The organism is Haloarcula sp. Atlit-7R (assembly GCF_003666065.1).
Classification (GTDB): domain Archaea; phylum Halobacteriota; class Halobacteria; order Halobacteriales; family Haloarculaceae; genus Haloarcula; species Haloarcula taiwanensis.
Genome location: NZ_QXIK01000023.1, coordinates 22,965 through 35,083, shown reverse-complemented (window position 1 = coordinate 35,083; position 12,119 = coordinate 22,965). Strand labels below are relative to the sequence as shown.

15 protein-coding genes are annotated in these 12,119 nt (G+C 54.0%); 10 read left to right on the top strand and 5 right to left on the bottom strand.

The window, feature by feature from the left end; all coding sequences use genetic code 11:
• The 4 genes from D3D01_RS21530 to D3D01_RS21515 all read left to right on the top strand — a co-directional run.
• Positions 1-950 (top strand): cytochrome d ubiquinol oxidase subunit II (locus tag D3D01_RS21530; RefSeq protein WP_147439969.1); only part of this gene is annotated, 950 nt, incomplete at its 5' end.
• Between the two features lie 946 nt (positions 951-1,896).
• A complete protein-coding gene (locus tag D3D01_RS21525) occupies positions 1,897-3,237 on the top strand; it encodes a Cdc6/Cdc18 family protein (protein WP_121513715.1) in 1,341 nt (446 codons plus the stop codon).
• A gap of 374 nt (positions 3,238-3,611) precedes the next feature.
• Entirely contained in the window at positions 3,612-4,181 is a 570-nt protein-coding gene (locus D3D01_RS21520) for a hypothetical protein (RefSeq protein ID WP_121513714.1), read from the top strand.
• Positions 4,174-4,611: a hypothetical protein gene (locus D3D01_RS21515; RefSeq protein WP_121513713.1), complete on the top strand. Its 438-nt coding sequence runs from the start codon at positions 4,174-4,176 to the stop codon at positions 4,609-4,611. The genes D3D01_RS21520 and D3D01_RS21515 overlap by 8 nt, the downstream gene beginning before the upstream one ends.
• A gap of 609 nt (positions 4,612-5,220) precedes the next feature.
• On the opposite strand, the gene D3D01_RS21510 is transcribed toward D3D01_RS21515, so the two are convergent.
• The 3 genes from D3D01_RS21510 to D3D01_RS21500 form a co-directional block, all read right to left on the bottom strand.
• On the bottom strand, positions 5,221-5,601 hold the full coding sequence (locus D3D01_RS21510; RefSeq protein WP_121513712.1) for a hypothetical protein: 381 nt from the start codon (positions 5,599-5,601) through the stop codon (positions 5,221-5,223).
• Positions 5,594-6,367: a ParA family protein gene (locus D3D01_RS21505; RefSeq protein WP_080504344.1), complete on the bottom strand. Its 774-nt coding sequence runs from the start codon at positions 6,365-6,367 to the stop codon at positions 5,594-5,596. The genes D3D01_RS21510 and D3D01_RS21505 overlap by 8 nt, the downstream gene beginning before the upstream one ends.
• 172 nt (positions 6,368-6,539) lie before the next feature.
• Positions 6,540-6,782, bottom strand: a complete 243-nt coding sequence (locus D3D01_RS21500) for a PadR family transcriptional regulator (RefSeq protein ID WP_394343415.1) — start codon at positions 6,780-6,782, stop codon at positions 6,540-6,542.
• Between the two features lie 205 nt (positions 6,783-6,987).
• Here D3D01_RS21500 and D3D01_RS21495 point away from each other — a divergent pair, with 205 nt between their 5' ends.
• From D3D01_RS21495 to D3D01_RS21480, 4 genes are all read left to right on the top strand, one after another.
• Positions 6,988-7,266, top strand: coding sequence for a hypothetical protein (locus D3D01_RS21495; RefSeq protein WP_121513710.1), 279 nt, complete (start codon positions 6,988-6,990; stop codon positions 7,264-7,266).
• 57 nt (positions 7,267-7,323) lie between these two features.
• Complete coding sequence (locus tag D3D01_RS21490; protein WP_121513709.1) at positions 7,324-8,136, top strand: hypothetical protein; 813 nt, start codon at positions 7,324-7,326, stop codon at positions 8,134-8,136.
• A 550-nt stretch (positions 8,137-8,686) separates the two neighbouring features.
• Positions 8,687-9,268 (top strand): hypothetical protein, encoded by a 582-nt coding sequence (locus D3D01_RS21485; RefSeq protein ID WP_121513708.1) that lies wholly within the window; start codon positions 8,687-8,689, stop codon positions 9,266-9,268.
• A gap of 63 nt (positions 9,269-9,331) precedes the next feature.
• The gene (locus D3D01_RS21480; protein ID WP_121513707.1) at positions 9,332-10,351 is read left to right on the top strand and encodes a hypothetical protein; all 1,020 of its coding nucleotides are present in this window, start codon (positions 9,332-9,334) and stop codon (positions 10,349-10,351) included.
• A 99-nt stretch (positions 10,352-10,450) separates the two neighbouring features.
• Here the strand turns inward: D3D01_RS21480 and D3D01_RS21475 are convergent, their stop codons facing one another.
• Positions 10,451-10,771 (bottom strand): hypothetical protein, encoded by a 321-nt coding sequence (locus D3D01_RS21475; RefSeq protein ID WP_023842953.1) that lies wholly within the window; start codon positions 10,769-10,771, stop codon positions 10,451-10,453.
• A gap of 218 nt (positions 10,772-10,989) precedes the next feature.
• Between D3D01_RS21475 and D3D01_RS21470 the strand changes: the two genes are divergently transcribed.
• Positions 10,990-11,172 carry a hypothetical protein gene (locus D3D01_RS21470; protein WP_121513706.1) on the top strand — a complete coding sequence of 61 codons (183 nt, stop codon included), beginning with the start codon at positions 10,990-10,992 and terminating at the stop codon, positions 11,170-11,172.
• A 289-nt stretch (positions 11,173-11,461) separates the two neighbouring features.
• On the opposite strand, the gene D3D01_RS21465 is transcribed toward D3D01_RS21470, so the two are convergent.
• Positions 11,462-11,722 (bottom strand): hypothetical protein, encoded by a 261-nt coding sequence (locus D3D01_RS21465; RefSeq protein WP_121513705.1) that lies wholly within the window; start codon positions 11,720-11,722, stop codon positions 11,462-11,464.
• Positions 11,723-11,807: 85 nt separating this feature from the next.
• Between D3D01_RS21465 and D3D01_RS21460 the strand changes: the two genes are divergently transcribed.
• Positions 11,808-12,053: a hypothetical protein gene (locus D3D01_RS21460; protein ID WP_121513704.1), complete on the top strand. Its 246-nt coding sequence runs from the start codon at positions 11,808-11,810 to the stop codon at positions 12,051-12,053.
• Positions 12,054-12,119: the final 66 nt, after the last annotated feature.

Genomic DNA, 12,119 nt, shown 5'->3' with positions numbered 1-12,119 from the left:
TGCCGGAGATCTGGTTCGGCGCCGTGCTGTTCGCGTTGGGGATGTACGTTGTCCTCGACGGGTTCGACTTCGGTATCGGGATGCTTTACGCGACCCGGACGGACGAACGCGAGCGAGAGACGTTCCTAGCGGCGTTCGGACCGGTCTGGGACGCGAACGAGGTGTGGGTCGTCGCCTTCGGGACGATGCTGCTAGCGGCGTTCCCGCGCGTGTACTCGCGCCTGCTGGCGGACAACTATCTGCTCGCGCTCGGGTTCGTCGTCGCGTTGGTGTTCCGGGGCCTCGGTCCGGAACTCCGCGAGCAGCGCGACGACGAGCGCTGGAAGCGCTACACCGACTATGCGTTCATCGGCGGGAGCGTGTTCGCGCCGCTCCTGTTGGGGATGCTCGCGGGTCGCTGGCTGTTCGGCGAGGCGACGCTACCAGTGGCGTTGACTGGCGTCGGCCTAGTCGCCGTCTCGATAGTCACGGGGGCGGCGTTCCTCGCAGCCAAGACCGAGCCCGGTCTGGCATCGGAACTGCGAGCGTACGGTATCGGTGCGACAGTGGCGTACCTTGGCGGTGTGGTCGTGCTGCTGGGAACCGTCGTCCTGACCGATGTGGGTGGTGCTGCCGACGCGGTGCTCTCGCTGCCCGTCGCTGCAGTCGTCGCTCTCTCGGTCGCCGTCGGGCTGAGCGGGAGCGTACTAGCCAGACGCGGCCGGTACCGAGCCTGGCTTGCAAGCGCACTGTCACTGCCCACACTGTTGACGATCTTGGTCGCAATTCTGCTGTACCCGACGATTTATCCGCCGACCGGGTTGTTGATTAGAGAAGCGGTCGTGTCGCCACTAGCGCTGAACCTCGTGACCGTCCTCGGGTTTCCGGTCCTGCTGCTGGTACTGTGGTACTTCAAATTCCTCTACGGCGTGTTTAGCGGCCCAATCGAGGGTGAGGGCTACGAGGGGTAACCCCACCAACCTCTCGTCGTTCCATTCTCCGCTCAATACTGGTGACTCTCCGATCGGGGATGTGTACGATATGATGGAATCCCATCCTCGCGATAGTATATCACTCTCGGTGTCACACATCGCCAGTACCGGCAACTGGAACGCGACTAAGCGTATCGGCTTGGACTGCTAAAGACTGCATTCTGTTGCAGTTTGTCGAGCAGACCTCCAGTTGGGGCCATCAAAGGAAGATAGTTCGATATACATTGAGAACGCCAGTCTCAGCTTCTGCGCTCAAATTCTGTTCTCTAAGAAATAACATAATTCTCATCCAAGTAATGGTATGAGTTTTTTATTTGCTCTTGTTGTGGACATGACGATAATACTTCGAAGACGGTGTGTTTGGATATCCAGTGATACTCCGAAGACGGTGCGTGAATTCTATTTTAGTGGATAACGATATTCCGGGTATAAGAGGGGTGTATAGTTGGTGACTCGACTGTGTAGATTGTGACTCCCTCACCCCTCTTTCGAAATGAAACCTAGTTATAGTGGCTAGGGAGAAAGAAGCTCTCCCACCCCTCTTTCGAAATGAAATCTACGCCTGAACCCTCATATTATGGCTTAAATCGGAGGAACGGTCTTCTGCTGGGGTTCTCGACTCATTTCAATCCGAATTGGGGACGTTTTCGGGTGAGATGATACGCGTAAAACTCTGTGGTTCACTTCAACCAGAAATAGCAGACACGCTTTGGTCCCATTTCATTTCGAAAACGGGGTGAGTGTGTCCTGTTTGCGGAGGTGTATTCTGGTCACGTTTTGCGATGACGATTTCATTTCGAAAACGGGGCCTTCATTTCGAAAACGGTGGTCCACATAATTTCATTTCGAAAATGGGGCCTTCATTTCGAAATGCCCCCCTTCATTTCGAAAAGGGTTATTACAATGGCAATCACATGCAAAGACAATAGCAGACGAGTTAGGCAGTTCCACCAAGGAAAAAAATGAACCAGACTCCGCTTCGGGGTCAGAGGATTCAATAGTCGATGACATCCTCGGTGGGGACCGGCGGTCAGTCTTTGCTGACAAGAGTCTGGTGGATTCTAACACCATTGTTGATCACGACCGCATATATGGTCGTGATGAACAACTTGCGGCAGAAGCTCGTGCATTTAGGGACACTCTTGATGGTGAGCGGCCACCGGATCTCCTACTTTATGGCCCCAGTGGAACTGGCAAGAGCCTCACTGTCAAGTCTGTTGCTGAAAAAGTTAAAGAGCGGGCGCGAGAAGCCAATATTTCGTTTGACTATGTTTCGGTGAACTTCAAAACGATGGAGTCCTATACCCTTGATCGAGCGGTTTGGAAACTGGGAAAGCAGACCGCAAAGAGAGCGGGTGTCTCTTGGGACATCCCCCAAAAGGGAGTCTCGACAGATGAGAAATACGTCCAACTCTATGATATTGCAGACAGGCACTTTGATGCTCTCGTGTTCATTTTGGACGAGATTGATGCCCTAACTGGACGCGGTGATGAGCCGGCGTATTCTCGGTTATTGTATAGTCTTAGCCGTGTCATGGCCGAACAGCATGTTGACACACTTATTTCGACAGTCGTTGTGACGAACAGTCCGAGATTCAGGCAGAATCTCGATAGCCGGTCGGATAGTTCCTACAACCCCAATGGCATACACTTCTCAGATTACAATGCAAATGAGCTGATTGAGATTCTCAACCGACGTCGAGATGCATTTGTTGACGGTGCATTGGGCGAAGGGGTTATCAAATTAGTAGCAGCGTACGGTGCACGCAATGAAGGAGACGCACGCCGAGCTATAGATCTACTCCGAGATGCTGGTGAGATAGCCAATAGCAAGGGCGACACGACAGTCACAGAAGACCATGTCCGCGCAGCTAACGACTCTGTGGTCAAAAACAGAGTCTTAGAGATTGTTCGCGGACTGTCCCTACAGAAAAAACTCACCGTATATGCCGCAGCTATTGTAGCCGATATAAATAGCGGGGCAGCGCCGAGCCCTGCGGTCTACAAAATATATAAGTTAATCTGCCATAACTTGGATTCCGACATATACACCCAAGAGACAGTCAACAGCCACATTGATAAAGCGGAAACATACGGATTACTCGAAACTGACCGGACTAGTGGAGGGTACAAATCAGGAGTCTACCTCCTATTCCGATTTGAAGAGCCTGTCTCTGCCGTAATCGAAACACTCGAGGAAGACAGTATGTTCGATGACATCGATTCTGAGAATCTAAGAGAAACTGCAGCCCAACTCTGCTCTTAGACAGCGTTTCTTTCGGATTTACTTCACTCAGCTAACTTTCAATGCAAACAACTGGGAGGCAGTCTACATATTAGCCGTTAGGGATTCCGAGAGTGAGTATAACCGCACCAGCAATAGTTAGTATGGACGCTTTCACCTGTTACTCATCGTATAGTGTATAGTCTTCGCCTGAGCTGGCATAGACCAGCCAAGAGGACACAAAAATCACTATACACCCCAAGGCATACCTTCCAAGATAGAGAATTGATCTATTCCAACCCTCTAGAATACACTGACTGTCGAACTCGCGACTCAGCAGCACATAGCAGAAATAATTCAGCCCACAATAGATATATACCGGTCCAAGTGTTAGATTAGGTACGGAGGCGTCACGAATGGATATCACAGACATTCCCGACGATGCGTACGCTGGCGACGAGTCACCGCCGGATCTCGATGATTTAGAGTCGCCCGATTCGCTGATCAAAGGTGGTCCGATCCGCGAGCGACTCCTCGATATCGTCACCGGGCTTCGAACCCCTACGAAGGTTTCCGACATCGCCGATCTCGCTGACTGTGATACTGAGACTGCCCGCGACTACTTGGAGTGGTTCGACGGGATGGGATTGGTTCACCGTCACGACGGCCGCCCCGTCCGGTACGAGCGCAACGATGCGTACTTCCAGTGGCGACGTATCGACCGCATCCGCGAGAACTACTCCGACCAAGAGATCGTTGAAGCACTGTCAGACGCCATCGACCAGATCGAGGAATACAGAGAACAGTTCGACGCAGACGATCCTGACGCCGTCTCTCTTGTCGAAGCCAGCCGCGAAATGGCAACTGAAGACGCGTGGGAAGCGCTCTCCGAGTGGAAAACGCTCGAACGCAGGGCTACCCTCCTTGACGCAGCGCGGCGTGATCACTCAACTTCTGGTAGTTCTCCCGGTCATATCGATGCCTGACAACCAAGACGGGCCGTCCAGTACCGGCCCGATCGATGCTGAAATTCTCGACCGGATTGCCCCACACCTCTCCAGAAGCGCCCGCTTCGGCGATGTCCAAGCACGCCCTGAGTATGCACCGAACGCCGTCGTTGCTGACTACGACCTCGGGTACTTCCCAAGCGGGGTCACGCGAGCGTATCTTCGTATCCGATGGTTCGAAACCGATGACTTCAGCATCCATTACTCCGAGCAATACCGGACGGGGAACTCCTGGGAGTGCCGCTGGGACCGCCACCCCAATGACCACAACGCCCGCGACCACTTCCACCCGCCCCCGGATGCGCCGACGCCAGGTGAGGACGAAGACTATCCAGATGAGTGGCAGGACGTGCTCGCCACCGTACTTACTCGTCTTGATGAACGAATCGAGGCATTCTGGAGCGAGTGACGAGCCAAGGTAGAATCAAAGTGTGCGGCTCTACGGAACGTTGCCAGGTTGAATACGACTTGGGTCAGGAAAACGGATTACTGGCGTCTCGGTGTATCGTCGCATCGATCCCCTTGGTATTCGAGTTCTACTGTACAAACCCCGACTGTGCTTTGTGGCGTCCGGACCGTATGCATTGAGAGGAGCGGTCTCAACTTCTGCGCTAATATTCTGACTTTTAATAAGCAACATAATTTTGCCTGCAGGCTCGTGATTCCCTCTGTGCATTGTTTAAATTCAACCCATTCCAGCGCTGCAGGCGGCAGACGAATCGTTGAGATTCCTCCCATGGACCGCTTTTGAGGCATCTCATGCTGCGATCGGACTCATGCATCAAGAGTCCCCGCCTCAATAGGTCCTCGTACATTCTTCTGGACGGGGACCTGCTCTAGAGGCCGTCTAACAGTCGAAAATAACTGTTCGAGATTTCAACCAATCCTGAGACGTAACTCCGCCCGAATGCGGAACACGCGTTCGGCTTAGTAGTCTGGCGGTAGCGCTCGCCCTGATACTTGTTGATCTGTGTGAGTAGTGTGTTCGAGACTCAATGCTTGGTCTTATTTACTTTGGCTACTCATCAGCGAGCCCCAGTTCTTTCTCAATTGTCGTATCCTGCAGCGATGATTCAATAACGGCTGGGTAGAACTCGTCGTTTTTCGGAAGGTCCTCGCCGTGCTCGCGACGCCATTGGACGTTTAACTCGGAATAGCGCAATTGCAGATCGTCAACAAGCCCGTCCGGTAAGTACATATTGACGTTCCGTCGCTCGCGAACGCCATTGCTCTCTGCTGTCTCATCGATCTTTTCACTCTCTTCTGTCTCTGCCGTCTTTTTTGTTGTAGCTGTTTCTGGTGTCTTTGACGTCTTTGAGGAATTTGATTGCGTGTTGTTATGGTCATCGTCTTCGTCATACCGCTGGTCAAAGGGGTCGCGGTCGCGTTTGTCAGCCATCGATCTGTTCCTCCAAGTGATATGCAATATCGAGATAGACGTCTTCCATGTCACAATCCTCCTCGTGTTCAAAGATTGAGACACCGTTATTCCACGCTCGCTGTAACGCAACCCGCTTTCTGATTTCAAAGACTTCACAGTTCTCTTTGTCATCAAAGACGTCTTTGAACCAATCCATCATCTCATCTGCCTCACCGTCGACACCGACTTCATTGGCTACAAGACCAACTTCGTGGATGTCACCAAACGCCTGCTCCATGCTTCGCAACTGCTGGAATAGGAGCTCTATAGCACGGATAGATGTTGATTTCGCTTGCGCTGGGATCAAGACATGACCTGTCGCTACAATCGCGTTATCGGTCAGAACGCCGAGGTTCGGTGGACAGTCGACAATAATGAAGTCATATTCGTCGTCGACATTGTCGAGAAGCATATCGAGGCGCTCCTCCCGGCGCATCACGTTCGACAGTTCATCCTCAGCGTTGATCATCCGCACATGTGATGGGACACAGTCCATCTCCTGATGTTCAACAATCAGATCCTCAAGATCGTCCATCCGGTCGAGATCGGGCAGGACCTCAAAGAGCGAGTCTTGCTCTGGATCATCGTACAGGTCCTCGAAGCCTAACCCTTCTGTCGCATGTCCCTGTGGATCAAAGTCGATTAGCAGCACCTCACTGCCTAACTCGTTCAGTGCACCGGCTACATTGAGTGCTGTCGTCGTTTTTCCTGCGCCGCCTTTCTGATTACTGACGCTAAGTCTCATAGCCATCTTTTCTCTCTTTGAGAGCAAAACTGTCGGAAAGGTCAAAAAGGTACGTCAGACACAGCACCAAATGCTGCTTTTCAGGGAATTTCGAGAGTTAGTACGTTAATATGGTCAATACAGCAACAGGAGTTTTCTATAGAAATGTGGCGTCACCCTCTCTCAGTGTCCACTACGGAGATAGCTCGTCAATCGGAGCCAGATACTGATTCTCCCACTTTCGATGGCCTAGGAGGTCTCGCACGCCACGCCCTGTCAGACGATATTCGTTTGCTCGTCCGTTCTTCTCCCCGTTCTCGACAAGCCCCTTCTCGACTAGGTCATCCAGTTGTGGATAGACGCGTCCGGCTGTGATCTCTTCAGGATAGTGCTCCTGCAACTCGGCGGTGAGTTCTGTCCCCTTCGGATTATCCATGCCTGCAATCACGACTAACATATCACGTTTAAAACTATTCAGATCGTGCATCCTGTCAAATCAACCGCCACGTCCGGGAGTCATAATCTTACTTATTTGTACTCACCAGAAACCCGCTTGGTAGTCTTCTGAAGCACTGTACCGGCCCTTTGCCTTACTCACAATGTCCGTTTTGTGCAGCCCTCGCAGCCGGAGGCATCACACAATGTCCAACCCACCAGACGACGCATTGCTGACCGAACTCGCAACCTACCAGAACCGAAAGCTCCTGCTCTGGCAACTTGCAGCAGACGGACGCTCGTTCTGTGGTATCCAGTTTATCGCTCGGGAGCGCGACCTGCAGGGCGCGCCCGTCGATGAACAAGTCCAAGCCTTCGTCGACGATATGCTCTCTGACGGAAAGGTCCGGCCAGAGTACGACGCGATGGCGGACTGGGAAGCCCTGGAAGCGAACCACGGCGACACCGCCGACCAGTACCTCTAGACCAGACTCTGCCGCAGGGCGATTTTGTGCCGCCTCCATGGCTGGAGGCTTTCCAGTATGTTGCCGACAACCGAACCACCGTTCGACCCGATCTTCGTCGAGGAACCGCTACTTATCCCAAACTACAAAGAGACGATCATCAGCAAAGTCGGCTTGCCATTCTACGCCGACGTCACTCGCCCCGATGAAGCGCCCGCTGACGAGCGCGAGCGAACCATCGACCTCGCGGAGCGAATCCTGCGCGCCGGCGGCGTCCGAACCGGCTTCGGACACCACGAGGAAGTCCGGACCTCAATGGAGTCGTGGGCTCCCAATGCCGACGAGGAATGCGACGCTGACCCCGGTTACTGGCGGTCGTCAGTTCTCTTTATGTCTCCCCAAGAGATGAACTTCGGACAGCTGGACGGCGAACCCAAGGTGAGGTACAAGAAGGCCAAGACCGTGCTTGCGTGGGCCGCCGACTGTATCGACAGCGACGTCCTTCAGGAGATCGAGCGGTCCCAAGCCGAGGACATCAAGCAAGCGTGGCGCGACGCCGCAGAAGCCGAACTGATCCAACGCGAAATCGAGCAGTTCGCCGAGGACCCGCCAGACAAACTCGACGAGTGGACGAGACTTGACGCCAACCACGACGCTGTTGAGGTTGCCTACGTCGCTGACAACCATGGGACGCCGTCGGTCGCGGCCGTCTTTGAAGACGCTGACAGCGAGTTAGAGGCCCACGAGTTCACGCTGGAAGAGTGGCAAGAGAACGACGGCAATCCTCACGAGGCAAGGCCAAATCGGTACTGTGTCACGACTGACGGCGACGGGGCCTACGCCCAACTTCGGTCGCATCTGCTGACCTTCGAGGTCGAGCCGATAGAGTGACTTGAAGTGTGAGTTGATCTCGCTCTGAGTGCATAGAATACCGACAGTACAGCTGGTTGTATTCTGCTCTGCTGAATTGCTTAGAACATTGTAGCAGCCAGTCATCAGGTGCGGACCAGAACGTGATTGTATCTTAGTCGCTTTTAACCGTTTCCTCAGGGAGCAGTATCTCGGGTCGTTGGCGGCAATCTGCAGCCCGTGCGAACGCTCTAATTCGATCCCACTCGTCGGGTGTGAGGTTGCTATCCATAATTGACAACTACCTGTTTAGCGTTTTAATATTTTCTGTATTCATATGAAATAAAAGGTAGTTAGGGAAGGCAACGAGGACAAACTAACCTCAGGAGAGGCCCTACAACACCCTCTTGAGACCGGCTTTAGTCCCAGACTTAACACACCGTATTTCGAGTGAAAATATCACCGCTGTCTGGTGGTTTCTCCGGAGACAGTGATGTGTGCCAATTCTTCAGCGATTAGTCGACCAGACTGTGAGTTTTTGCACCCCCGGTCGGGTGCGGGGCGGTCCAGTGAGAGCGTCCCGACAGTACCCATGGCATCAAAGACCACCAACAGCGATCAGACCGGAGAACAGCAATCAGCATCCAGCGAAGCGCAGTTCCCAGACCTTACAGTCCGCGCCGAGGGGACCGCAAACCGACTTCGGCGCGTGAATGAACCCGGGAAGGCTGATTGTCTCGAAACAGTCGAGGTCGAGCTAGCTGTCGAGTACGATATCGCCGCCTACGACGAGTGGCGCAATCTCGTCGACCCAGACTACGCCATACATGGACAGACCGTTGAAAAGGGCACGATCATCGACGACTTGCTCGACAGACTTGAAGGCCACTACCGCCGGCAGTCGGACTCTAGGTATGAAGCCCCGGACTGGAATCTCACGGTGACCGGCTCGGCGACTGCTTGGCGACGACTCTTGATGGAATTTTCCCAGATGCGAGGTTCAGATTCCGACCGTGCCCACAAAGGCACCCTTCGTCTCAAACGGTTGCTCGCCGCAGACCTCGTAGACACAGGCGCAGCGCTGGCTGCCCTCGAACTCATCAACCAGTATGATCTGGACAGATCAACGGACACGTTCATCGCAGAAGTGACAGACAGCACGGGCGACGAGTAGCCAACTCGTCCTGTCTTGGTCTCTGTCGGTTTGTGCTTCCCTCGGGGCTGGAGTTTAAATACCATGACGAACGCAACCAAGCGTGTGACTGATCGAAATCCTGAGTACGATCCCGCTGATATCCTCGGCGCAGCGAGTTCAGATCCTGAAACGAGGGGGAACGGACGGGAACGAGTCCTCGACTCCACCGGCTATCCCGACCGTACAGAGGATGAGACTCGTACCTGTACGACCTGTGGACAGGATATCCCACGGGATGAACGACAGTGTCCGTTCTGCGCTCAGACCGATATCTCAAAGACTTCGTCCGACGATCAGGATAGCATCCCACTTGGGGAGTGGATATTCGGGCGGGTAGTACTCGCACTCGTCGAAGCGAACACCGACTTCCATGCACGAGCCCTCGGCGCTGCGGCCTTCTCCGTTTCCGACAGCATCGCGACCGGCGAGGATGTCTCTCATGGAACCGTGAAGTGCCGAGCAGCCTTCGGCACCGAGCCAGCCGCCACTCTCACGCAGGGCTGGCCTGAGCTTCCGACCGAAACCACGATCGACGAGGAACCCGGACAGTCGCTCCTAGAGACAGCCGACGAGCAGACCAACTGGGACGGGGATGGGGACGACGTCCAGCCACGGATCTATCTCGAGGACGGGTCGCCAGTCACCGGCCGCTCGGAGTTCCAGCAGCTCACGGATGAGTTCCGACAGGACGACGGCACGTACTGGCTTGTGCCCGGCGTTGTGAAGCGCCATCAGGCAAGAGCCGAGCCGGAGATAGTTGGAATCGGGTTCTACTGTCGCCAATGTGGCGCCGTGACGGGACACGAATCTCACGGGCTCGATGGCTTCGAGTGTCACTCGCATTGTGACCGCATGATCTGGACCTGCAGGGAGTGTGGACAGCACCGACACGAATCCGAACAGGAGGATGACACGGAAGATGTCACGGGCTATGAGCATCTTCCCGACGGCGTCTCTCCCGAAGACATCCACGGCGACGAGCCAGACTTCCAGGAACAAGAGTTTCAGGACCAGATCAGTGCCTATCGCGAGCGCCATGGCTTCTTCCCGTGGGAGCGGTAGCTGTCGTGTCGGCAAAGCGTAACGGTTGTTCAGGGTGCCATAGAACCATTCGTAGCTCACATTGTGGTTCTCGCTGAGCAGTCGGTACAGAGTACAGCTTTACTCGGGTAAGAAAAACATCAGGAGCAAGGTTAGGAACCCGATTGCGACTGCTCCCGCAGAAACAAGGTAGAATCTGCTTCTTCCTGGCCTGTCCTCGTCAAATATAACGAGCCCAGCCTGTGCGCTTCGACCCATATGGATAAGGAGAATTCCACCCCAACTGATTGCCATCCACAGTGAATTCGTATCAAACATTGGTTGGATACGAGCAGTATACGAATCTGAAAGAAGTTGAGGAGCATACCCAACGGCGATGACGAGTAGCAACTGAATGACTCCGACAAAGACTAAAAGATGTCCATATTCCGAATCATCCATGTACAGGAAAGAGAGGCTTCACCCAAAATAGCTCTGATGAAGTAATCGGTGGCTATGTTGCCGGAAACACACCAACCCTTGCCGTTGGAGGTTTTATATGTGCTGGAACTGCTTTAGGCTGTGCGATTAACGATGCAATTCGGGAGAACACTCCCGGTGGTGCCCAAAACCTTGTGTTCTATTGGAATGAGACAAATCCGAATCATCCACTGGTGGTCATGATAGAATGTACGGACATTTCTAAAGATGAGAGAGAACAGACCGCCGAAGACTTTGGAGAAGATCTGCAGGATTTCGCTGACGATGCCGCTGACGTGACTGTTGAGGTAGGACAAGAAGCTGCTGATGAAATAGACGATCTACTTGATGAAGGGGCCGATGAAATAGATGATAATAGATAAGGGTGAAGGCATCCTTCTCGGGTAACAGGATACCGTAATCAAATTCCCCACCACTCTACATATTGAACCAGATGGTTTCAAGAAATACATTGGTGTGGATGACTGGATACCTGCTCGTCCTGCTCTCGGCGGCTGTGATGGCATTACCCCAAACGACTGGCTCCAAATCAGGTGCAGTACTGCTAATAGCAGCGGCAATCGTCGGTCATATTCTGCATGGATTGCGGGTACGGTATTTTCGATAACGCCCGGGGACCTATTACCGAGGTGTCCGGATTCACAACGACGGCTAACTCGGCAGTAGCCGATCCAAAACGACACTCGTCCCGTCCTCAGTCCGGGGCACTGTATTCTCTGGCAAGTGCTCATCATTTTCGTCGACGTCGAGAATGCCGGGTTCGACGAGACGGGGACCATCCTCCTGTTCGGCGGTGAGGGTCAGACACAGCTGGCCGTCGACCTTCACACCGGCTACCGAGGTTGTACCGACTTCCTCGGGAAACGAGACGGTCGTCCAGCCATCGGGTTTCCGGACCCGCAACTCAGTCATCAGTTCTTCTTCTCTCGGCAAGCAGTATCAGCGCTCTGGCTGGTATCCGAGCCATTTTGTGTCTCCCTCGGAGCCGGAGGAGATCATGAGTACGACAGCACCTTCCTTCGAGGAGTATGACTTCGACCGCGGCGACCACGTCCGAGCCGACTGGACCGACGGAGACGGCCCACTGGATGCAGTCGTCGGAACCGTTACAGAAATTTCGTGTTCCAGCGGCAACGTGATCGTCGCTGTCGAGGCTGACGACGACCAGTATCCCGACCGCTCGATCTACGGCGGGACCCATGATTGCGCTCCCGAGTGGGTCGAACTGCTAGAGCAATCCTAGTCTGACAGCAAGGGAACTCGCCCGTATTTTGTGAGCCTCCGCCGGGTGAGAGGCGATTCAGAGAGA